Here is a 23820-nt window from a genome sequence, read left to right on the forward strand (position 1 = left end):
TCCTTATCGAAGGGTTTGCCCTTCAATTTATAAAGAAAAGGATGAAAACATTGAAGCACATTATTGATTTTATGATTGGTAACAAACTAGCAGTGTGGATTTTGACGGTCTTACTGATTGTCTGGGGTATTTTTGCGTCAACGACGATTAAATACGAATCCATTCCGAACATTTCATTACCGACATTAAGCGTATCAGCGGTCTATCCGAATGCCACCCCTGAGCAAGTTGCCGACGATGTATCGAAGCCCCTCGAGGATGCGATTTCCTCTATTAAAGGCGTCGATAGCGTCAACAGCAAATCGTCTCAAAACGTTGCATCACTGACAGTCAATTACGACTACGACACCGATTTAGATAAGGCCCAAACTAAGCTTGAAAAAGCCTTCAAATCGGTCGACTTACCAGAAGGTGTCGACGAACCAACAATCATGCAATTTAGCTCAAGCATGATGCCTATTTTAGCACTTAGCGTCTCTAGCGAAGATGGCAATTTAAAAACAGCTACTCAATTCGTTGAAGATGATGTGAAAACCGCACTTGAGAAAATCGACGGTGTTGGTCAATTAACGGTAACAGGTCAAGAAGCATACGAAATTGAATTGACGTATGATGAAGACAAATTAGCAGCGCTTGGCACTACAGCTGCAGCTGTCACCCAAGCAATTCAAGGTCAAAACGTTACAAATCAGCTTGGCCTTTACACATTAGATGACACGAAAAAATCGATTGTCGTAAACGATAAAGCGACATCGCTTAAACAGTTGAACGACATGGATATCGTGTTTGGTTCAAGTGCAGGCGCTGCACAAAGCCAAGCGCATACTGACGCTGGTCAAGCCGCTTCTGCTGGCGTTCAAACAGTGAAATTAAAAGACGTGGCTACACTTGAAAAAGTCGAAAACCACGACTCTATTTCACGCGTCAACGGCAAAGATGCAATTTCAATTCAACTTACAGCGACACAAGACGCCAATACGGTCGATGTTGTCAACGCTGTGAAAGACAAAATAACAGATTTAGAAAAAGCGAATATCGATATGAATATCGATATTACGAGCGACCAAGGTCAACCAATTGAAGATTCTGTGAATACGATGCTTGAAAAAGCAATTTTCGGTGCGATTTTCGCCGTATTAGTCATTCTAATCTTCTTACGTAACTTCCGCTCAACAATCATTTCAATCGTTTCGATTCCACTATCATTATTAACATCGATTGCCATCATTAAATCGCTCGATATGACGTTAAATATGATGACACTCGGTGCGTTAACTGTAGCTATCGGACGTGTAATCGATGACTCGATTGTCGTTGTCGAAAACATTTACCGACGCATGTATGATAAAAACGAGCCGTTACGTGGTCGTCAATTAATCGCGTCTGCTACGACAGAAATGTTCAAACCGATTCTGTCATCTACATTAGTAACGGTCGCGGTATTCACACCAATCATCTTTATCGATGGTATGGTCGCTGAATTATTCGGTCCATTTGCAATAACGATGGCTATTGCTCTTGGCATATCGTTAATCGTGGCCATTACAGTCGTACCAATTATGGCGCACACAATGTTCAAAAAAGAAATTTTAGCTACACCAGAACAAAAAGTCGGCAGTAAAGAAAAACATAGTCGTATGGCCATTCGATACGGTAAAATGTTAAATGCCGCATTAAATCACAAAATTATTACATTAGTCATTGCGCTCGTTATTTTAATCGGCTCTGTCGCGCTATTACCGAAAGTGGGCTTTAGCTTCTTTGGTAGCGATCAACAAATGACGATGATTACGACGTACACACCAGCGACTGGAGAATTAGATGACGAAGTAAATAAATCCGTGAAAGAAGCGGAAAAATACATCGCAAAACAAGGCGACGTCACACTCGTACAATCATCAATCACATCAAGCTCTGCTTCACCAGATGCGATGTCAATGATGGCAGGCTCTGGCTCGATGCTATACATCATTTTCAATGAAGATATGAAAAACTTAGATGCCAAACAACAAAAACTGTTCGATCATTTAAAATCATTCGGTCATAAAGGGACTTGGAAGCAACAAGACATGTCGATGACCGGTTCTTCAAACGAAGTGAGCTACACGATTAGTAGTACAGATCGTGCAAAAGTCGAAAAAGCTGCCCTTCAAATCGAAGACGTTTTAAATGACGACAAAGGATTAAAAGATGCAAAGTCAAGCGTATCTGATTCCTATCCACAATATACATTTAACTTGAAAGAAAAAGCACTAAAACAATATGGCTTAACAGCTAACCAATTATCACCAATGTTAATGCAAGCGACAGGTGATACGATCGTCACAACGCTTGAAGATGGCGACAATACGTTAAATGTTATCGTTGCACAAGACGACAGCAAAACGTTTGAAACGATGAAAGCCTTCTTAAAACAAGATATTACGACGCAGCAGGGTACGGAGAAACTGTCTGATTTAGTATCAATCGACAAATCAACAACACCATCATCAATTAGCCGTCAGGATAATAAAGAATACGCAACAGTTACTGCCGGCATTAAGGGTGATGACGTCTCTGCGATTTCAACTCGTATTAAAAAAGAAGTCAACGATATCGACTTTACCAAAGGTGTAACCCTTGAACAAGGCGGTACATCTGCAGATATCCAAGAAACATTCACACAATTAGGCTTAGCGATTATTGCGGCCATTTTCCTTGTGTATTTCATTTTAGTTGTCACATTCCGAGAAGGTTTAGCACCGTTTGCGATTCTCTTCTCATTACCATTTACACTAATCGGTGCCGTTCTTGGCTTACTTATTGCTGGCGAATCATTCACTGTATCGTCTATGCTCGGTATTTTAATGCTCGTTGGGATCGTTGTCACGAATGCCATCGTGTTCGTCGACCGCGTTATTCATAACGAACTTGCCGGCGAAACGATGCGTGATTCGTTAATCGATGCCGCTGAAACGCGCTTACGTCCTATTTTAATGACGGCGATTGCAACCGTATTCGCGCTATTACCATTAGCTCTAAGCAGCAGCTCAGGTGGCTCAATTATCTCGCAAGGCTTAGGAATTACTGTTGTCGGTGGTTTAATTACATCAACAATTTTAACGTTATTTATCGTACCGGTTGTCTACGAAGGATTATCAAAATTGTTCAAGAAAGACCGCCACAAAACAATTGAATAACCGCTAATAAGGAATTTAACAATTCGCCTCCGGATAAACCAATTTTAAGCGCTGCATTGGGATGCTTATCAATACTATTAAGATGGTACTGTTGTAGAATGAACAGGCAATGCGACTACTTGTATTGATTAGTCTGCTCGGTTTTGAGCTGGTAGCCGCAGTACTATGGGTGGAAGCCACATCGGTATCCATCGTTTATTCGGCAGTGGCTTTATTGGGACTTACTTTCGGAGGTGCAGCCACCCTGTTGCAAACTGCACTTGCTTATGCAAGCGGTGAAGAAGGTGTTGATGTCGTAATGCCTATTAATACCACTGAATGGAATTTAGCAGTTGCTGGTGGTGCTTTGCTAGAGATTGTTGGTGTACAGTCATTTCCAGGAGTGCTGTTGATGTTGCTGCTTGTTGTTTTGATTATAGCGTGGAGTGTAAATAGACACGGATTTCCACGAAAGTAGTGAAAATCCATATGCAAGAAAATGAAGCAGAATGGAAATTAGAGTACGGAATGAAACAACATGCGATAGACGAAAAAGCAGAAGAGTTAGATGTAAAAGGATTGTATCGAATGAATCTGAACTCAACAAAAGGGCACCACTGTTTAGTAACATTAGTAGAAAATGATCAAAATATTTTTTAAAAATCTCATACTTAGTTAGAAAAATTAACTCCATTTTGAACAATCCTTTTTCAAAATGGAGTTTTTGCATTTGCTGTTAAATAAAGGTTGAAGGAAACTTTTTGATCAATCTTTTTTCTAAAGCTACAGGAGATATCAATTAATTTTTTACTAACGGGGATTTAGTAGAAGGTCGTTGAGCTATCAATACGAGGCTCTTTTTTCTTATTTACTAAAGGGGCAGTTTAGTTCAACAAGCGTAGGGTCTTCGAACTGTGCAAAATTAAAATTTCTACAAACTTCCATAATTTGGTTTATACTAATAAAAAGGAGTTGTTTTTTAATTGAATGTTAAAAATATAAGTACATCCATTTCTGAAGATATTATTATTACTAATTTGACAGGTTACATAACCCTTGCAGATGTAAACGCATGGTTTAATTCATTTGAAAAAACGTGCTATTCATTTATTAGACAAGGAAAAAAGTATAAGTTGTTAATTAATCGTAAAGGTTATACTCCAGAACATTTTTCTGTACAAAAATTGTGGAAAGACAAATTGTTCGCTAATAATATTTTAGAGAACACTATCGCAGTCGCTTTTTTATTAGAAGAAGGGGATATATTAACTCACCTTGAACAGTCTAATACAAAAGACAACGCAATGTTCTCAAGTAACTATGATCAATTAATTGATTGGCTTACTAAATATAATTAATGGATTTCACTCCTAAGTTGCTAAAAGGTAACTTTTTTTATTTCACAGTTTGTGTTAACTCAGGCTTAACTATTATCAGTTTATTACTTTGTATTTTCCATTAGTTTGGCTTATGTATTTTTTAGTAAACAGAGACATTGAATTCTCTTGCGACGAAAGGGTTATTAGACAATTTGGAGATAAGGCAAAGTCAGCATATGCACTATCTCTCATCAATATGGCAGATGAAACCTATACGGTTACGTCGCTTTGTAATCATTTTAGTAAAAACGGGATTGAAGAAAGGATAGTGTCCATTATGACCTTAAAGAAAAAGTCGGTTTTAGAAACAGCATTCGCATGTACATTAGTCATTAGAGGATGACCGTCTTGCGGCAACTGGCCAAGAGTCACCAACGTTGAAAGAAGGCAAAGAACGAAATCCAGTTAGTGTTACTGATACATCAAATAGCACGACGGAATCACGTGTAATCACAACAAATAAAGGCAAAGAACGAAATGCAGTTAGTGTTACTGATACACCAAATAGTACGACAGAACCACGTGTAATCACAACAAATAAAGGCAAAGAACGAAATGCAGTTAGAGTTACTGATGCATCAAATAGTGCGACGGAACCACGAGTAATCGCAACAAATAAAGGCAAAGAACGAAATGCAGTTAGAGTTACTGATGCATCAAATAGTGCGACGGAACCACGAGTAATCGCAACAAATGAAGAATAAATAAATTACTCCAAAGACTAGTCCTCAATGAGCAATCATCAGAGAACAGTTTCCTGATGATTGTAGGAGAAAAGGGTGTGCTTTAGTTCAATAAACGAGTTATAAAAACAAACGAACATTTAAAGTGAAAGATCGACTCCTTAAAGGAGTCGATCTTTTTTGTTAATTATAGGAGAGATTTCTTATTTGCAGTACAAAGCTAAATTCAAATAAGTACTTATACAAAATACGTAAAGTGTAGCTTTGAAAAAAAGATTGATTATTTATAATAAAGTTTGATTAAAAACATCTCACCTCTATAGATTTCTTAGAGGTGAGATGTTTTTTTATTGGATATTTATGTTAATATCACTATAAAGATTGTGAAGTGTTGTCCTTAAACTAAACAATAGAAAGTGACTAAAAGGGGTATTCTAGATGAATTATAACTATATTGAAAACATTCAATTGTTTTATTCTGACCTTTCCATTGAAGACTTCGGGCTCCTCATATTAAAGCAGTCGGTAAAAATGTTGAAATTCGCTGAATATGAGGGGAAAATTATCTTAGCGCGAAATGGTCATTTATTGGGTTGTGCATTTCATCCGGAATTAACCGGTGATTCAAGAATTCTAGAATATTTTGTATCTTATGGTATGACTTGCAAAATCTGTTTTCATATAGTACAGTATGGTTAAAATTTAAATAACTGAACACGATGATGGGAAGTAGTAGCAAGCACGTTTTTTTTAGAGAGTCAGCGGTTGGTGGAAGCTGATAGAAGCACTTGTGAATCCGTCCTGGAGTTGCACAGTCGAAGTAATGTAAGTAGGCTGTAGCCGGCTGAAATGCCGTTATGAAATAAGTGGATTAGGTATATGCCTAATCAATTAGGGTGGCAACGCGGGTAGCTCTCGTCCCTTTTTAGGGATGGGGGCTTTTTTGTGTTTATTTTGATTCTAAGCGGAGCTATTCGAGTTTAGCTTGCAACGCAATTACACCAAGACTTAACGGATGCAATGACATTAAACTACTGGAGGTATGACTATGTTAGATATTAAACGCGTACGCGATAATTTCGCGGAAATTAAAGAAATGCTATTAACACGTAATGAAGATTTAGGCAACTTAGATGACTTTGAGGATTTAGATGCAAAGCGTCGTGAGTTAATTGCTAAAACAGAAGAATTAAAAGCAGAACGAAATAAAGTATCTGAACAAATTTCAATTATGAAACGCAACAAGGAAAATGCAGATGAAGTTATTGCTCGTATGCGTCATGTAGGCGATGAAATTAAAGAGCTAGATGTTCAACTAAATGATGTTGAAGAGCGCTTTAAAGATATGATGATGCGCTTGCCAAACATTCCACACGAATCTGTACCAGTAGGGACAACAGAAGACGACAATGTAGAAGAATATACTTGGGGTGAAATTCCAACATTTGATTTTGACATTAAAGCACACTGGGATCTTTCTACAGATTTGAAGATTGTTGACTTTGAACGAGGTACAAAAGTAACAGGTAGCCGTTTCTTATTCTACCGCGGGCTTGGAGCTCGTTTAGAACGTGCATTAATGACATTTATGATGGATTTACATGCAGAGGAGCATGGTTATGAGGAAATGCTACCACCTGTCATTGTTAATCGTGATAGCTTGACGGGTACTGGAAATCTTCCTAAATTTGAAGAAGATGTATTTAAATTAGAGGAAACAGATTATTTCATGATTCCAACGGCAGAGGTACCTGTAACAAACTTCTATCGTGATGAAATTTTACTGGCTGAGGATTTACCACAAGGTTTTGCTGCCTATAGTGCGTGCATCCGTTCAGAAGCGGGATCTGCAGGTCGTGATACACGTGGTTTAATCCGTCAACATCAGTTCAACAAAGTAGAACTAGTTCGCTTTGTAAAACCAGAGGAATCATACGAACAATTAGAGCTATTAACAAATCATGCGGAAAAAGTATTGCAATTACTAGGCTTACCATATCGTAAGCTAAAAATGTGTACAGCTGATTTAGGTTTTACTTCAGCGAAGAAATATGATTTAGAAGTTTGGATTCCTGCACAAAACATGTACCGTGAAATTTCTTCTTGCTCTAACTTTGAGGATTTCCAAGCACGACGAGCGAATATCCGCTTCCGTCGTGAGCCAAATGCAAAACCAGAATATGTTCATACATTAAACGGTTCAGGTCTTGCCATTGGTCGTACAGTTGCCGCTATCCTAGAAAACTATCAACAAGCTGATGGAAGCGTAGTAATTCCTGAAGTTTTAAGACCATACATGGGTGGTAAAGAAATAATTGCACCAAAATAAATAACGGGTAAAAGCTATTTTAGATATCCTTTAACAGGTAATTGTATTGCCTTTTTATCGATTTACAGGTGCTTTTAATAGTATCGGGTGGTGTAAACGTCGTGGAATTGAAAAAATGCTTTATTTCTTAAAGGAAATTTAGCGGGACTAAAAAAGATGTTACTATAATAAAGGATGGGGTGCATTAGAAAAAATTTAGAAATGACATTTTGCAGCTCTTTCGCAATTTCCACTATTCCGCAATCGGGCGCTTTAGTTGAACAAACAAGTTAGAAAAAACATTATATCTAAGGTCTTTTTTTATCTTTAAACGTATGAAAATAGATAGAAACAAACATTTGAAGTAAAAGATCGAGAGCTGTTACGACAGCTCTTTTTTTATTCAACTAAAGGGGCAAGTTAGTAGAAGAAGTTACAGAATAATTATTATTGAAACATTACGTTGAATTTTTTGATGAAAAAGATATAGTAGGGACAAAAAAATTGATTTTAAAAACAAGAAAACCCGGCTGAAGGACGGTAGTCCAACAGTCGGGCATTTTTCTTTACTTATACGTCGAAAGTATATGTAATTTGGTATTTGAAAATATCATTGATTGGTGATCCATTACCTTAAATTGTGATTTCGCTAACATTAGCAAAAACGCCTGCAAACGAAGATCATTATGGTAAGTTAATCGCAGTCTTTTGGTTAAAATTACGCAAAAACAAAAAACTTTATTTCCAATTGATACCGTCTTGACTTCATCTTAACATTGTCCAACTATAATCGTTTTTGTAAGGCAAATAAAACAATGGAATGAGGAATTTAAATGGGTAAAAAGAATTTATTCACTGTACTTAGTATTTCAACAGCATTATTAGTAGGAACTGGAAGTGCCTATGCTACACAAATTCAGAAAGATGAGGCAGTAAAAGCGGAACAAATAGTTAACAAACAATCGAATGAAACAACAAAACAAGAAGTAAAAGTACAAGAAAGCAAAAAAATACCAACTGAATTTAGTTTTACTGATGAGGCTTTTTTTACAAGTGATGGTCAGCCTGATTACTATGCTGATAACTTTTTAAATAATCAGGACCTATTTTCTTTATTAAATATGAATGGGGCAGAATTAAAACAAGAATTAGCAACTGGAAAATCGGTTGTTGAAATTGCATCATCTAAAAATGTTTCCACACAACAAGTGTTTGAGGTCATTGCGAAAGCACAGATTATCCTGCAGATTCAAGGTGAAGAAAATGGAGAAATTCCTAAAAACTCTCATACAATGGAACAACGATTAAAAGAGATTGAACCGAAAGTATTACAAATGATTGAGCACAAAACTGAAACACCTTGGAGGTAATGTTCTGTTTCACCGCTTTACTGATTAGAAAATTCAAATATTAAAATTTTTTGTAAAACAAAAAAGACTCCTCTTATTGACTGGGAACTGACCCCATAGTTTGAGACAAATAAAAACACCTTAAGTTGAAAAACAGGTATGTATTACCTAAGACAACTTGGAGGTGTTTTTCTATGGGTACAAGAGTAAGTTATCCAGCAAATATAAATTAAGAGCAGGAGTACCTGTAAAACCAAATAAAACACAAATCAAACCATAGTTGAGATTTGTTCCCTGTCTCATTAACTTGGTCAGTTCGCTAAGAGGACGCCTTTTTCTTTCATACCACACTTAATAACAGTCATCTACTTCAAATGAAAGATATGATGGTAACCTGATGTTTAAATACAGTACATTTCAACGATTCATATTTAAGTAAAAGTAAAATAGTACCCCATCCGAAGTATTCATGACACCATACTGCAAACCATGTAGATCTAATATATTTTTCGAAATGGCTAGACCTAATCCTGTACTACCTTCAGATCGTCGTCTAGACATATCACCACGATAGAATCGTTCCCAAACCTTTTCTAATTGGTCACCTGGAATATGTGATCCTTTATTTTCCACGCATACTTTTACCTGCTCATTCTCAACGATGGTCGAAATATAGATATGCTCATTCAAAGGTGTATAACGGATTGCATTTGTAATATAGTTCGTAATGACTTGTTCGATAAGATGTTGATTTGCTAAAACTTTTATTGAAGTTAATTCTTTATGAATGGTTAATTGCGTTTTCTCTATTTCTAAATGTAACTGATGACAAATATGCTCAATTACTTTGTCTAAATAAAAAGATTCCATTTTCATTTTGTACGTTCCAGACTCGTATTTTGCTAGTTCAAGCATATCGATTATTAAACGATCCATCTTGTCTACTTCTTTTTCCATCGCTTCAAAGTAGTAATCCTTCTTATGACTAGCAACACCGTCTTTCAGGATCGAAATACAACCTTTCATAATACTTAGTGGGGTCTTCAATTCATGTGAGACACCTGAGATAAATTCTTTTCTAGTATTCTCTAATTGTTTTTCTTTTTCAATGTCTTGTTGTAGCTGAGTAATGTGCGAATGTAGTGTATCCGATAGTAAATTTATGTTCTGAGATATATCGCCTATTTCGTCTTTAGAGAAATATTCAATTCGTTCTGAAAAATCTAAGCCTGCAATTTTTCTAGTTGAATTGTTGATTTTTAATAATGGTCTTGCAATTTTAATTGAATAGTAGAAAGAAGCCAAAATAGTTAGTAGTAACACAAAAGCTATCATATAGATAAAATAATCGTTGACCATTTGTGCAGCTTCATCTACTGGTTGTAAGGAAGCCATAGCAAAAATATAACTAATGTTTCCATTTTTATCTTTAACCGGGTCAATGAACAGTTTATATTTTATTCCATTTGTATCATAATTATCTGTTGTGAATGTTGTGAATTGATTTTGTTCATTAAACAATAAGCCTGTTTGGAAATCACTAATACGCTCCATAAAAAAGCTATTACTATAAATGATACTGGAAACATCATTTTGTTCAGGAAATCGGACATTCTGTACGATTCCTTTAAATTGATTAATTCGAAAATTAGGATGATATTGATTTTGATATTTAATTGATATTGTTATTTTCTCATGTAGATTATATTCTTTAAGTTCTTTACTATTCATTTGGAGTTCATTATCAATTCTTGTCCAAATAAATTGATTTAACCAATCAGAATCATTCTGTACAGAATATAGATAAAACGGGAGTATTATATTATTTTTTTCAATCGTATAAAGATCCACTTCCTCACCCATTGTAATGGTAGGCGTATCTTTAAAAACATCTTCTCCTTTTAATAAATGATACAGTGGAATCGTTACGAATTGATTTGAATTTTTCTCGTCATTTATCTTTATTTTTACATAGTAATCATTTGATGATATGATATTTCCTTTTTTATCCAATGTGGTTATCCATGTATTGTTAGTACGATAAAAATCTTGTTCTAATTGCTGGATGGATTGCACATTTCCATTACTTTTTAAGTATTGTTTCTCAAATGATTTGATACTTGATTTCAAGTCATTTACTTTCTGATTTTCATAGTATTGCTTAAAGAATATGGTCTGACCAATATAAATTGTCCCTGTAATGAACAAACATAGCGTTGTTGTTAATAAAAATAATTTTAAAACAATACCGTATTTCATAAACTCTCCTCAAACTTATACCCTGTTCGAATAATCGTTGAAATCAGTTTTGATTTGGTTCCTAATTTCGCTCGCAAATTACGAATATGTGTATTGATCGTTCGATCATCACCAAAGTAGTCATGTCCCCAAACCTTATACAAGAGTTGTTCTCTTGTAATCACGATTCCTTGATTTTGCATTAAATACGTTAAGATTTCAAATTCGGTATGTGTTAAATTAACATTTACACCTTCTACCTTTACTAACCTTGAAGAAAAATCTACTGAAATCCCATTTTTAGTTAAAGTATCAATTGATCCTTCATTCAATCGATATCGACTTTCAAGTAAACGTTTAACTCTTGCTAATAAAATTGGTGGACTATATGGCTTTGCAACATAATCATCAGCACCTAGCTCAAACCCAAGTAATGTATCATCCTCATCAATACGTGCGGTTAACATGATGATTGGAACATTTGATACCTTACGGATTCTTCTACAAACAGTCCATCCGTCTACTTTTGGCAACATGATATCAAGAATAATTAGATGAAAAGCATAGTTTTGAAATGATTCTATTGCTTGTTCACCATCAATGGCTTCAACTACCTTATACCCCTCGTTTAATAAATAATCTTTCACTATCTCACGTAAAATAGTTTCATCTTCCACTATTAAAATTTTGTACTGCATTTTCAAACCCCCACACTCTCTTTTGATACGATACTCTTTATTCTTATTATCCAATAACTCTTCGATTACTACATCCTTAAATGAATAAATCGTTCCCATTACGAGAGAGAGTAAATATAAAAGGAAAAAAACCATTAAACATGGTAATAAGAAAAATGTTGCAACTCTACAATTGTTATTTAATTCTTTACCAATGGTTATGTACTAACTTCTTTCAATATTTGAATTTCAATAAATTTAAAATCTGTTTCAATAAAGTATAGCCTTACGAAATAAAGATGAGGTAAAGATACCATTAGAGATATTAGAGAATGAACTCCAAAAGCTCAAAAATTTAGCAGTGAATGTGAATATAAATGGAAAATGAGAATTCGAATCCCCCATAAGTGAAAAAACCTTTTATTTTTCACAAGTGAAAATAAAAAAGAGAGGAACGCAATAGGTTGTGTTCGTTTATTTGTAAAGTGAATTAAAGTAGTTGCATCTGACGTAACGGTAGATATTATACTTAAGAAAAGGGAAATGAAAATATGTATTCAATTGGTCAATTTGCGTACAAATTCACATGTTTCTTATCAATAGTAGGTAACTTTAGAAAGTAGTGAAGCAACGCTATTGACAAAACTGCTTTTTCGTGAGATAATATTTTTTATGCTGATTAGCTAGTTTATAAATATTGGCATTCTACTAAATGTTTTTGTAGATACTTATTCACACTGGAGTGACTTTGGGGTCACAAGGACGCAAAAGAAGGTAGGGTTTGCGTTGCTTAGGTTAGAAAGCTAACCAGTGGAATTTTACCGCGGTACAGAAAGCTATAGGCTTTTGAGTAAATATTCCCCGGATGATCGGGTTGAAATTTGAGTTTTATTAAAATTAGCTAATTATAAATTAAGGGGTACTCTCATGCTGAGGGTGCCCCTTGTCCAATTCTAGAACTGTTTTTACATATAAAACAAATGATTAATGCAAATTGATATGATTAAGAAATGACTATCTCTTCAAGTAGATAGTCGTTTTTTTATTTGACTGTATATAAAAATGAGTGTGGTGCATATAATACATTTGGCTAATATATTATGTATATGTAATTAAGTGGTAAAATAATGGGGGATACAAAATGCATCAACATAAGGTAGACAAAGGGGATGGTACCAATGGAATTAATTGATAAATATATCCATGAAGTAACTCGAAGATTGTCTCAAAAAGATCGAGCAGCTATTGCTCTTGAATTGAAGGCGACTATTGAAGATATGTTGCCTTCTGATTATACGGAAAAAGACATCAAAGAGGCGCTTGTAAAATTAGGTGATCCAGCAGTTCTTGCAAAAACCTATCAGGATAAACCCATGTATTTAATTGGTCCTATATATTTTCAATCCTATATATCTCTTTTAAAAACGATAGTTCCGATTGCAATGACTATTGCTCTTATTGCATTTGTCATAGATTTTGCTTTTAGTTATGAGGGGGATGAAGCCTTATTAATGGTAGTCCTCAAACTTGTTGGTAATGGTATTGGTATGATGCTAGAAGTTGCGATTCAAGTATTCTTTTGGTTAACCTTAATCTTTGCGTTTCTCGAAAGATTTGCCAAAGAGCCGAAAGAGGAAATTTTGACTGGTCTTCAAAAATGGACACTTGATGATTTAAACAAAGTGCAGCTAACTACTAAGCATAAATCTATTTCAAAGTATGCGTTTTTTGGTAGTTTAGTATGGACCGCTATTTGGGTTTCAATTTACTTTAATGCGGATCGTTTAATTGGAGTGTACGTGAATAGAGAAGAAGATCTCATTTTTAAATATCCAACATTTAATCAACAAATTTTAAATGATTTTTGGATTCTAATTGTGATTATTGCTGTCTTGGGTATTGCATTATCTCTCTATAAACGAATCCAAGGACAATGGAGTAAAAAAGTCGTTATTTTCCAAACGTTTTATGAGCTCATTGCTACTGCTGTCTTGATCATAATCATTACGCGACCGAATATTATAGAACCAGAGTTCACAAAGTACTTATTGAATTTTATTGATATGCAGGAGGACAGATTTGTATTACTGATTGTATTAGCTACCATAGTGATTTCTATTATCACTGCTGCTTTTTCTATAAAAGATGCTGTAAGCAGAACGAAGATGTAACAATCCTACCAAATATCATACAGGAAACGACTAAGTCGTTTTTACATGAATTATTCTTATGTGTAAAAGATTATGAAGTATCACAAATAGATGTTGAATTAAGCATTATTTCTTTATTTATGCAATGATTATTGACAGTTAAAAGAATCTGTTGCATGCTTATAATTAAATATTTAGCGAAAAGAAGACTAGTATGTGTGATCTTACTGTATAAGAGAGCGATGTTCACCGGCTGCAAGACATCGTAACAGCAAACACACGGAACCTACTTCTTAGCTCCTATGCAAACATAGGCGCAGTCTCAAGCGTTATGAGGTTGAGTGGGGTGCATTTAATGCATTCAACTAAGGTGGTACCACGAGAAGTAACCCTTTTCGTCCTTGATATATTCGAGGGCGAAAAGGGTTTTTTATGTTGTATTGGAGGCAATAAAGATGGATAAAAAACGAATTGTTGTGAAAATAGGTAGTAGCTCTTTGACGAATGCGAAGGGTGAGATAGATCAAGTAAAGTTTCAAGATCATATAAATGCAATTGCAACACTACGTAAGGCAGGTCATGAAGTGGTATTAGTATCTTCTGGGGCTGTGGCATGTGGTTTTCGTAAGCTAGGTTACTCTTCAAGACCTGTTACGTTAAAAGGAAAACAAGCAGCTGCAGCAGTTGGTCAAAGCCTTTTAGTACAATCATATACAGAACAATTAAGCAAACATGGTATTGTGACAGCACAGATTTTATTAACTAGAACGGATTTCTCAAGCAAGTATCGTTATAAAAACGCTTATTCTACATTGTCAGAATTATTGGATCGTTCCGTATTACCAATCATCAACGAAAACGATACGGTGTCAGTAAAAGAACTTACTTTTGGTGACAATGACATGCTCTCTGCGTTAGTAAGCGGATTGGTACATGCTGATCAGTTAATAATCTTAACAGATATAAATGGATTGTATGATGCGAATCCATTTAAAAATCCAGATGCAAAACGCATTGATTTTTTAACTGAAGTTACGGAAGAAATGTTGTCATTCACTAGTGGAGCAGGTTCAAAAGTAGGAACGGGTGGCATGGAATCAAAATTAATGGCAGCGAAAACAGCATATGAACTTGGCGTGAAGGTATTTATCGGTATCGGTAAAGGTGATCGAAAATTATTGCAAGTATTGGAGGGTACAGGGGACGGGACGTATATAGAGAAAGACGAACTACCTGTATTAAATAACTATAAACAATGGATTTCATTATTTTCAGCTGTTTCAGGTAAAGTTTTTGTGGACGAAGGTGCGGAGCAAGCACTTGTCTCCAAAGGTAGCAGTTTACTTCCTGCAGGTGTATATAAAATGGAAGGTGATTTCCAAAAAGGCGATGTTGTTGAAGTTTACGGTAAAAATGGCGTGCTTGGAAGAGGAGAAGTATTCTATTCCGCAGATGAACTAAAACAAGCTATGGGGAAACGAACAAACGAACTAATCGTATCAAATATTGAGGTCATTCATCGTGATAAGTGGGTAAAAGCATAACTAAGTGGAGGTAACATAATGAGCGAAGTAGAAAAAAAAGGTAAGTTAGCGAAAATAGCAAGTTATCATATGAACAGTAAAACAACGCAAGAAAAAAATGAAACATTACAAAAAATTGCAGAGCAACTACTGATAGATAAAGAATATATAATTGAAGAAAATAACAAGGATATTGAAGCAGGTAGTGAAAAAGGTCTTTCAGAATCAGTTTTAGATCGCATAATCTTAAATGAAAAACGCATTCAAGATATGTCAGATGCGATTCTATTATTAGTAAAGTTAAATGATCCAGTTGGTGAAGTATTAGAGGATATTCAGAAAGAAAATGGTTTGCATATTCAGAAAAAACGAGTGCCACTTGGTGTGATTGGCATGATTTATGAAGCAAGACCAAATGTTACTGTAGATGCAGCGACACTAGCTTTGAAAACAGGAAATGCTGTACTTTTACGTGGCAGTTCATCTGCGAAGTTTTCGAATATCGCACTAGTTGCATCGATACATAAGGCACTTGAGCAGACAACACTACCAGTAGATGCAGTGCAGTTAATCGAAGATACAAATCGTGAAACAGCGAAGGAATTATTCCATCTAAAAGAATATCTAGATGTACTGATTCCTCGCGGTGGAAAAGCATTAATCGATACGGTTGTAAGTGAAGCGACAGTTCCGGTTTTAGAAACGGGCGCGGGAAATTGTCATATTTATATAGACGAATCGGCAAAACCTGAGATGGCAACAAATATCGTCATTAACGGAAAAACACATCGTCCATCTGTATGTAATGCAACAGAAAGTGTATTAATCAATGAAAAATGGTTTGCACAGCACGGTGTTGCGTTATTAGAAGCTTTAGCGGCACATGACGTTGAGATTATTGGCGATGACACTGTTTGTAATGCATATTCAGATGCAAAGCTTGCTACAGAAGAGGACTGGGCAACAGAATATTTGGCATTAACAGTTAGTGTAAAAATCGTGTCAAATGTTGTAGAAGCAGTCGAGCATATAAATAAATATGGTACAAATCATTCTGAAGCTATATTAACGGAAGATGCGATTGCAGCAGCGCAATTCTTAAACGGTGTTGATGCTGCAGCAGTTTATCATAATGCCTCTACGCGCTTCACAGACGGCTTTGAATTCGGTTATGGTGCGGAAATCGGCATTAGCACTCAAAAGCTTCATGCAAGAGGACCAATGGGATTACAAGCAATGACTTCGAGTAAGTATTTTGTATATGGGAATGGGCAAGTAAGGGGCTAATAACTGATTACAAAAAAATGTGTATTAGCTGAAAAAGGAGATACCATCTTGGATAAAACAAAAGTAATGGCTTATTTTAGTGCGTTTGGAGATAACTTTCCTTTGGAGGAAGTAACAAATGGTCTGGATGTAGAACCTACAGAAACATACAAAAAAGGGGATGTTATTAAAACTTTCGCTACTAAAATTTTACGTAGAAAAGAGACAAGTTGGACTTTAAGTACGGGCTATCAAGAATCTCTCGATATAAACGAACAGTTGGATGTAATATTAAAATCCCTAAAAGAAAAAACAAAAGAATTATTACAACTAAAGAAGAAATACGATTTACAATTTCAATTTATGATTGTAATCGAAATAGAAAATAATGATAAACCTGCAATGTATTTGCAGAAAAATATCATAGACTTTTCTAGTTCAATAGATGCGGAAATTCAATTTGATTTATATGTATATAGTTAAAGAGAAAAAAGCTGTTAGTTTTAAAACTAACAGCTTTTTTTGATTATGATTCACTAAAAAAGTTCGAGCAAATTGATTTGCCAACGCAAACTTCCCAACTAATAATATCTTTTTATATAAAGGAAAATTTACACTGAATATTAAAATTGATATTGGAAATGTTTTACACATTAAAGTAATAATTTTGCTATGATTAGTAAAAAGAAAAAAGAGGTAATGGGAGGAATTTATGCGTAAACGAAAAGCTTTTGTATTAACTATTGTTCTAGTCGTTTTAGTTGGGATGGGTATATATATATATGGACAATACAAGACTTTTGGTAGTGTGAAAGTTGAAAAAACACCTTCAACTGAAAAGGTAAAGAAAACAACTTTATCTGTAAAGGATTTATTTTGGAGAATAGATTTTAATGAAAAAGATTCATATATAACAGTTGAAAAAATTCCTTCGTTGGCAACGGTTGAAATTTCGGAAGAAACACAAAAAGAACTACTAAAGGCTTTTGAAAATGCGAAATTTAAAAAAATGAAAATGGAGGATTCAAATATAGACCTACATTACAATTACCTCATAAACATTTCGGTAAGTGGGTACTTTGCTTTGTTTGTGGATTCATCTAATAAAATCATATACGTGGATGAGACACAAAAAAAATATATAATGGTGGATGATAACGATTTTTTTGATATTTTAGAAAATGCTGTAAAGAAATAAAAAAGTGTATTTTTATTACCGATAGGAAGCTAAAACCAGTTGATGATGTCTAATTTGACAATGTCCTGTTATTGCATCGTTAATACTTTTGATAGTTTACTATAAAATCGTTATAAGCCAGTAAGTGCGTTCCTGCCCTGAAAATGCTATAGTTTACTTATGAAACGTTTAGATTTAAAGGAGCAAATGATGCAAAGATATACTTATTTACACCCAAATTCGATTGAAACAACACCAAAAATTACGGTAGCTGATGAGTCAGGTCAGGCTATATTCACATTTCAACGCCACTACTCAAATAGTTTGAAGCGTATACTAGATAAAGTAATGGATTATCGTTATTTTTTAAGATATGACGTTTTTGATATGCAGGATGAGCCACTTTTCACTTGTAAAAAGGTAACTCGTAAAGGAAAAGTTTTTTATGAAGCAAAAGATTTAAAACAACAAAAGAAATATATGCTTGCCTACGATGGTTGGAAGGAATTGATTCCAGACCTTGTGATCACAGATGGTCAAATGAAAATGATGATACATAAGGAAATGGAAGATTGGTCCCGCTTTGCACTTGATGATGTAGATATTGCCCGTTGGAAGGCAACAGAAGGTGATGAGTTCTTGATAGAGCTAGAGATTGAAGAGAATTCGCCAATTCAAAATCCAGCATTTTTCATCGCAATCAGTCAATGTGTTCTGTTTGTTGGTGCATAAATTAAAACGTAGTAGATATAATGTCTACTACGTTTTTTATTTGCCCATTGAATGGACTATTAGACCAATATGTGTAAAATAATTCAACATGCCAAATAAAATAAAGGCAATCCCTGCGATTTTCCAACAAGTGATCATGATATTGAAGATACTCGGTTTTGCATATTGTTTTAAAGTAAAGGGTAACAATATTGCGCCAATGCCTGTTATTCCGTATAGAACGGATATGAAGAGTCCTTCAACTAAAGGGTATTTGGTAAAGGAACTCGTAATTAGATCATCATTAAAAGTTGAGAATAATTGAAGACGGATACTTGCAATGGTAATAGAAAAAAGAGCTAAACCCATAGCAAAAGTAAAGTATGAAAGTGGTTTTAGCAATATGGGTGCTTCTTTCATTAATATTCGAGAAATAGTCATTGAATCAATATAATCAACGTTATTTTTCGCGAAAACATTAGCTTTTCTCCATAGAAGAATTGATACTGCTAACAATAAAACACCAAAAGCTAATGAAAGCTCGCCGAAGATAATAATGTTATAAAGAAAATCTATTTTATATAATGGCCATTTTAAAGACATTTGCGCTCCAGTTATTGTTAAAATAAAACCTGGAATAGCAAACCCAATTGACCATCCTTCCAATTGTCCAATTTTTGATCTCTTCAAATGCTTCATAAATCGAACTATTAACAGTAATCCAACACCGATTGTAATAGACATTATGGCACCATTGAGAGGTATCGTACTAAAATTTATAGTAATGTTCATCACTCCAAACAAAGAAAGAATGGACTTAGTGTCAACATTAGAGAGAAAAACATGCATACTTAGAAAGATAAATGAAAAGCGTAAAAGACACTGTAGGAATGAGGAACGAAGATGCAGTATCTAATTTTTTTAAAAGGAGTGAGGGAATTGAAAGAGAGAGTGTTACCAATAGCTTCAATAATTTTATTGATAACAGCTGTATATTTTTACATTAAAGCAAGGCAATATGCGTTTATAGATAATTTGGGAAGATTTATAACAATATCAATTGTCTTATTAATGGGATTGGGAATCTATTATATATTGCAGCGACAAGGAAATCAGTATGCACCCATTAGTTCTCGCTTAGGTATTTCCAGCATCATTTTCGTCCTAATATTACTTATTAGTTTTGAATTTTATAAACCAACATATACACTTGCTGAAGCTGAAGTGAAGATTGCTGACTATTATAGCGTAAAAGTAATGACAGAAGAAACTGGTAAAACCATTTATAACACAGATTCTTTTGCATTACATACAGATTGCTATTTAATTATTGGTAAAGATGGCGAAAAAGAAAATCGCTATTTGTTTTATCCATATTCTGGTGAAATGACTAAAATAGAAAGCGAACAGGAGCGATAATTTGAACAAAATACATATCGTATTTGGAGACTCGGCTGCTGGTAGTTTAAAACATGCACTACATTTGATGAAAAAAACAAAGGAGGAAAGGGTTTTTGTCGTTAGAGATGTTTTTTCCATAGGACCATTAAATGATCCACAGGCTCGTATTGACTGGATGCAAGAACACATCATAAGAGAAGTGGAAAAGTCGTATGATCCTTTACAAAGCGATCAATTTAAAGGCATACAAGATGACGTACCTGTTTGTATTTGGGTATCTGAAAGTGCGCATGAACAAACAGGGTTACGGTTTGTAATAAATGAATTAAATAATACCCAAAATCCAATTGAAATAGTGAATGTTAGTACTCAATTAAAACAGTTAGAGCCGCTGTTTGTACCTAGGACTACAGGAGAAGTGGTTCCTGAAAAATTAATTAATATGACGTCATCTGGTGAGTCAGTCTCCAAATCGGATCAAGCTCGTTATATTAAAGAGTGGCAGAAACTCTCAAAGACAATGAATGATCTACGCTATCTGGAAGACGGCATAATTATTTCTACAGAAGCTAATTATTATGATAATTTCATCATTGAATGTGCTAGATATTTACATAAAGAACTTCAGGGTAGGACTGAAGAAGAGCCTGAAGAATTTATGAAGGCAGCTAGGTTAGTTGGTGAAGCATTTGGCAATATTGAAAATCATATCGGTGATGCATTTATTGAGTACCGTTTAAGAGAGTTAATAGCAAACGGTATGTTTGAAGTAAAAGGAGACACAAGTGCTATGCGCTTATACAGCGTAAAATTAAAGGCTGCCTTCATGTAAAATGAAGCAGTCTTTTTTTTATAAAGTTAAGATTATAAGCTCTTGATGATAAAAAAGGCATTAAGTCGACATCTATGGAATAGAAAATAAAAAAAGTGGCATATCTATATAAAATTGGAAATTCATAGAGCTGCAAACAAAACATTATTGAGTTATTGGATATATGGTTAAAAAAATCAAAAAAGGGTGAGACTGAAAAATAAGAATAAGTCTAAATTGTTACTAATTAGTTTTATTTAGTAATTATGAATTATCCTTGCAGCTTAAAAATAGTAAAAGAAATGCATTAATGTTAGAATTATTTGAAATTAAAGATAACTTTAGGAGGCAATCCATGCGCAAATTTACTAAACAGAAAGCTTTTTCTTTCCTCTCAGTTTTGATGGCAGGTTCAATATTGATAACAGGTTGTAGTAGTGATAAGACAGCCAAAAAGGTAGAAACCATTGGGGTAGTTGCTGAGGCTGATGCAAAAGTTTCTAATGACTTTAAGCAAAGCATAGAAGCAGTGTTAAAAGTTGAATTGCCAACATCTAAAGAAGAAATTCACAGTGTTGTAAAAAGCATTGTTGATGATGAATCTTATTTAAAGAATGCAGAAAATCGAGAAAAATTCCTAAAGCTAGCAAATCAGCAAATAGCGTATTTGAAAACTGTCGACATATCTCCTAAGACTGAAGCTGAAAAAGAAATTCATCATGCCTTCAATAACTATATAGGTTATCAAAAAGGTATATACAATAGCTTGAAATCATATGCAGATGACCAAGATGAATTTTTTATGAATACGTATGCTACGAATAAAAGCATGTCCGAGAAATACTTAAAAAACTTAGAAGAAGCGCTAGCAAAGTATAATGTGTCAATAAAAAATAAATAAGGGTGATTTATTTTGACCATCCTGACAAAGACGATTAACTCATTTTTGAGTATTAATCGTTTTTTTTTTTTTGACTTTGTTATCTTGTGTTTTCAGGATTTCACTAGTATTTTTACTGTTCATTAGCTAATATGGAAATTAATATAAAAAATTTACTCAATACGAGGTGATGATCATGGGGGATTTCAAGAAAATAAGCCCAATTGAAGCAGCGCATCTATTTATCAATAAGTATTTTCCAAATTGTCAAGGAGCAGTGTTGGCTGGAAGTGTTGTAAGAGGAGAGGGAACAGATACTTCTGACCTCGACATAGTCGTATTTGATAAAAGTCTAAATTCAAGTTATAGAGAGTCCTTTAACGAATTTGGGTGGCCAATCGAAGTTTTTATACATAATTTAACGTCTTACAAACACTTTTTCGAACTCGATTACAAAGCTGCTAAGCCTTCTATGCAAAGGATGGTATGGGAAGGGATTATATTAAAAGATAAAGGGATTATCCAATCGATAAAGCTAGAAGCTAAAGAGATTTTAGATAAGGGACCTGACAGATGGACGGAAGAAATCATTACAACGAAGCGATATTTTATAACAGATGTATTAGATGATTTTATAGGTTGCAAAAATCGTGCAGAAGAAATTTTCATTGCTAACACATTAGCTGAGCTTATTCATGAATTTGTGTTAAGAACTAATGGTCAATGGATAGGATCCTCAAAATGGATAATTCGAGCATTAAAGAACTATGATGAAAAGTTTACCGAGGAATTTGTTGATGCATTCGATACGTATTATAAAACGGCAGAGAAAAAAAAAGTTATTCATTTAAGTGAAATGATATTAGAGCCTTATGGAGGTCGTCTATTTGAAGGCTTTTCGATGGGAAAAGCTAAGTAAAATCATGAATTAAAAAATGAAATAGAGCCATAGAAAGAGAACGCTTTAAAGTGGTCTCTTTCTATGGAGCATTTATCATAAGATTAAGTATTACTGATTCGATGCTTAAATCGTTTGAGTTGAAAAAGAATAAAGCAACCGATACAAAACCCTAAAATAGCTATAAAAGAAGCAACAGCGACCATGATCGTAAATGTATATGCAAGTACTGACCAATTAGTTAAATAGCCAATTAAGCCAAGAAATAAGCAAGAAATAGCTATACATGAATTAAACTTTTGCTGGCCAACATCTTCAGGTATATAAGCAGAAGGTTCTTTTTTCAAAAAGCGACGAGCAAATTTCATAATGGGATTATAATTAAAAATCAAACCAAGTAAATTTGCCAATAAAGGAATGGCTAGTATCCAAGGCTGATCTGTAATCCAAGTTAAAATAACGCTTAAAAGTATAGTCCATTGATTTACACGAACTAATGGCCTTGGAATAAAAGGAACAGTACTCAAATTAAAAACCAACCTTTCTTATTGGAATAATATTATTTTATACGAAATTGTTTAATTTGTGAAGACGAAAATACAATTAAAAGGAAAAAGCTGCACCAAAAGGGTAGCAGCTTTACACAATTAATATTGATATTTCTTTGTGTCTGTAATGATTTTAAAGTGAATACCTTTAATTTCCTTCGTAATTTCCTCTTTTACGTCATCCAGATTGACTAGTTTATTCGACCCTACATAAGTTGAAAGCTCATCCATTAAGCGATCAAATGAGTTTGAAAATAAGCTACGCATCGCATCAAAGTCTAAATTTCGGAAGCTTCCATCGATCTCGTAAGCTTCGATTGAATTCATTTGCTTTGAAGCACCCGCAAAGCGATCATCATACACCGTATATGTTTCATCAGAAAAGGCAACGATATATAATTCTTCTCCTGTAACCGTATGTAATTCAATATTGTTCTTATGTTTTTTGACATCTGTAATGCTGTGAATACCTTCTGTGTGTTTAATGTTAAATAAGCTCATATAAAAACCCCCTAGATATTAAAGCCATATAGAATCTAGTCGAATGATAATTGCTATATAGTTACTTTCATCATATCACAATTACCGGATACTTGAATTTATACATTATAAATTACTTATTATAATATCAATATTTTGTGAACTTTTTAAATATATATTTTA

The 23820-nt window shown here is 34.3% G+C and carries 24 protein-coding genes and 2 other annotated features; of the genes, 19 read left to right on the top strand and 5 right to left on the bottom strand.

Annotated features, from left to right (window positions below; translation table 11 throughout):
- The first annotated feature begins 41 nt into the window (after window positions 1-41).
- From MKY02_RS10105 to MKY02_RS10140, 9 genes are all read left to right on the top strand, one after another.
- The gene (locus MKY02_RS10105; RefSeq protein WP_340711129.1) at window positions 42-3179 is read left to right on the top strand and encodes an efflux RND transporter permease subunit; all 3138 of its coding nucleotides are present in this window, start codon (window positions 42-44) and stop codon (window positions 3177-3179) included.
- 214 nt (window positions 3180-3393) lie between these two features.
- Window positions 3394-3636 (top strand): hypothetical protein, encoded by a 243-nt coding sequence (locus tag MKY02_RS10110; protein ID WP_210402644.1) that lies wholly within the window; start codon window positions 3394-3396, stop codon window positions 3634-3636.
- 11 nt (window positions 3637-3647) lie between these two features.
- Window positions 3648-3818, top strand: a complete 171-nt coding sequence (locus MKY02_RS10115) for a hypothetical protein (protein WP_155981170.1) — start codon at window positions 3648-3650, stop codon at window positions 3816-3818.
- Between the two features lie 323 nt (window positions 3819-4141).
- A complete protein-coding gene (locus tag MKY02_RS10120; RefSeq protein WP_038182209.1) occupies window positions 4142-4516 on the top strand; it encodes a hypothetical protein in 375 nt (124 codons plus the stop codon).
- An 88-nt stretch (window positions 4517-4604) separates the two neighbouring features.
- Entirely contained in the window at window positions 4605-4880 is a 276-nt protein-coding gene (locus MKY02_RS22005) for a M56 family metallopeptidase (protein WP_076034809.1), read from the top strand.
- 34 nt (window positions 4881-4914) lie between these two features.
- The gene (locus MKY02_RS10125; RefSeq protein ID WP_038182206.1) at window positions 4915-5241 is read left to right on the top strand and encodes a hypothetical protein; all 327 of its coding nucleotides are present in this window, start codon (window positions 4915-4917) and stop codon (window positions 5239-5241) included.
- A gap of 417 nt (window positions 5242-5658) precedes the next feature.
- Window positions 5659-5919, top strand: a complete 261-nt coding sequence (locus MKY02_RS10130) for a hypothetical protein (protein ID WP_246832130.1) — start codon at window positions 5659-5661, stop codon at window positions 5917-5919.
- 11 nt (window positions 5920-5930) lie between these two features.
- Window positions 5931-6146, top strand: a binding site (T-box leader).
- Between the two features lie 122 nt (window positions 6147-6268).
- Entirely contained in the window at window positions 6269-7549 is a 1281-nt protein-coding gene (serS, locus tag MKY02_RS10135) for a serine--tRNA ligase (RefSeq protein WP_038182200.1), read from the top strand.
- A gap of 812 nt (window positions 7550-8361) precedes the next feature.
- Entirely contained in the window at window positions 8362-8898 is a 537-nt protein-coding gene (locus tag MKY02_RS10140) for a hypothetical protein (protein ID WP_051448641.1), read from the top strand.
- A gap of 396 nt (window positions 8899-9294) precedes the next feature.
- Here the strand turns inward: MKY02_RS10140 and MKY02_RS10145 are convergent, their stop codons facing one another.
- Both MKY02_RS10145 and MKY02_RS10150 read right to left on the bottom strand, forming a co-directional pair.
- Window positions 9295-11136, bottom strand: coding sequence for a sensor histidine kinase (locus MKY02_RS10145; protein ID WP_038182197.1), 1842 nt, complete (start codon window positions 11134-11136; stop codon window positions 9295-9297).
- Entirely contained in the window at window positions 11133-11813 is a 681-nt protein-coding gene (locus MKY02_RS10150) for a response regulator transcription factor (RefSeq protein WP_038182195.1), read from the bottom strand. The genes MKY02_RS10145 and MKY02_RS10150 overlap by 4 nt, the downstream gene beginning before the upstream one ends.
- Before the next feature lie 1157 nt (window positions 11814-12970).
- On the opposite strand from MKY02_RS10150, the gene MKY02_RS10155 reads away from it, so the two are divergent.
- The 6 genes from MKY02_RS10155 (at window position 12971) to MKY02_RS10180 (ending at window position 18640) form a co-directional block, all read left to right on the top strand.
- Window positions 12971-13963: an HAAS signaling domain-containing protein gene (locus MKY02_RS10155; protein WP_038182190.1), complete on the top strand. Its 993-nt coding sequence runs from the start codon at window positions 12971-12973 to the stop codon at window positions 13961-13963.
- A 170-nt stretch (window positions 13964-14133) separates the two neighbouring features.
- Window positions 14134-14348, top strand: a binding site (T-box leader).
- Window positions 14349-14397: 49 nt separating this feature from the next.
- On the top strand, window positions 14398-15486 hold the full coding sequence (gene proB, locus MKY02_RS10160) for a glutamate 5-kinase (RefSeq protein ID WP_340711132.1): 1089 nt from the start codon (window positions 14398-14400) through the stop codon (window positions 15484-15486).
- A gap of 18 nt (window positions 15487-15504) precedes the next feature.
- Window positions 15505-16752: a glutamate-5-semialdehyde dehydrogenase gene (locus MKY02_RS10165; protein ID WP_143691523.1), complete on the top strand. Its 1248-nt coding sequence runs from the start codon at window positions 15505-15507 to the stop codon at window positions 16750-16752.
- A gap of 66 nt (window positions 16753-16818) precedes the next feature.
- Entirely contained in the window at window positions 16819-17214 is a 396-nt protein-coding gene (locus tag MKY02_RS10170) for a DUF4279 domain-containing protein (protein ID WP_038183164.1), read from the top strand.
- A 229-nt stretch (window positions 17215-17443) separates the two neighbouring features.
- Window positions 17444-17929 (top strand): hypothetical protein, encoded by a 486-nt coding sequence (locus tag MKY02_RS10175; RefSeq protein WP_076064983.1) that lies wholly within the window; start codon window positions 17444-17446, stop codon window positions 17927-17929.
- A 189-nt stretch (window positions 17930-18118) separates the two neighbouring features.
- Window positions 18119-18640, top strand: coding sequence for a tubby C-terminal domain-like protein (locus MKY02_RS10180; protein WP_076034814.1), 522 nt, complete (start codon window positions 18119-18121; stop codon window positions 18638-18640).
- A gap of 36 nt (window positions 18641-18676) precedes the next feature.
- Here the strand turns inward: MKY02_RS10180 and MKY02_RS10185 are convergent, their stop codons facing one another.
- Window positions 18677-19363: a DUF981 family protein gene (locus MKY02_RS10185; protein ID WP_340708984.1), complete on the bottom strand. Its 687-nt coding sequence runs from the start codon at window positions 19361-19363 to the stop codon at window positions 18677-18679.
- 195 nt (window positions 19364-19558) lie between these two features.
- Here MKY02_RS10185 and MKY02_RS10190 point away from each other — a divergent pair, with 195 nt between their 5' ends.
- The 4 genes from MKY02_RS10190 (at window position 19559) to MKY02_RS10205 (ending at window position 22630) form a co-directional block, all read left to right on the top strand.
- A complete protein-coding gene (locus MKY02_RS10190; protein WP_179078253.1) occupies window positions 19559-20038 on the top strand; it encodes a hypothetical protein in 480 nt (159 codons plus the stop codon).
- A gap of 1 nt (window position 20039) precedes the next feature.
- Window positions 20040-20852, top strand: a complete 813-nt coding sequence (locus MKY02_RS10195) for a DUF1835 domain-containing protein (protein ID WP_340711133.1) — start codon at window positions 20040-20042, stop codon at window positions 20850-20852.
- Between the two features lie 334 nt (window positions 20853-21186).
- A complete protein-coding gene (locus tag MKY02_RS10200) occupies window positions 21187-21732 on the top strand; it encodes a hypothetical protein (RefSeq protein WP_038182173.1) in 546 nt (181 codons plus the stop codon).
- Between the two features lie 175 nt (window positions 21733-21907).
- Window positions 21908-22630 carry a nucleotidyltransferase domain-containing protein gene (locus tag MKY02_RS10205; protein WP_038182170.1) on the top strand — a complete coding sequence of 241 codons (723 nt, stop codon included), beginning with the start codon at window positions 21908-21910 and terminating at the stop codon, window positions 22628-22630.
- An 83-nt stretch (window positions 22631-22713) separates the two neighbouring features.
- Here MKY02_RS10205 and MKY02_RS10210 read toward each other — a convergent pair whose 3' ends face one another.
- Both MKY02_RS10210 and MKY02_RS10215 read right to left on the bottom strand, forming a co-directional pair.
- Complete coding sequence (locus tag MKY02_RS10210) at window positions 22714-23136, bottom strand: DUF4395 domain-containing protein (protein WP_038182167.1); 423 nt, start codon at window positions 23134-23136, stop codon at window positions 22714-22716.
- 120 nt (window positions 23137-23256) lie between these two features.
- Complete coding sequence (locus MKY02_RS10215) at window positions 23257-23658, bottom strand: hypothetical protein (protein ID WP_038182166.1); 402 nt, start codon at window positions 23656-23658, stop codon at window positions 23257-23259.
- Window positions 23659-23820 lie beyond the last annotated feature (162 nt).

This window comes from Viridibacillus sp. FSL R5-0888 (genome assembly GCF_038009105.1).
GTDB lineage: Bacteria > Bacillota > Bacilli > Bacillales_A > Planococcaceae > Viridibacillus > Viridibacillus arenosi.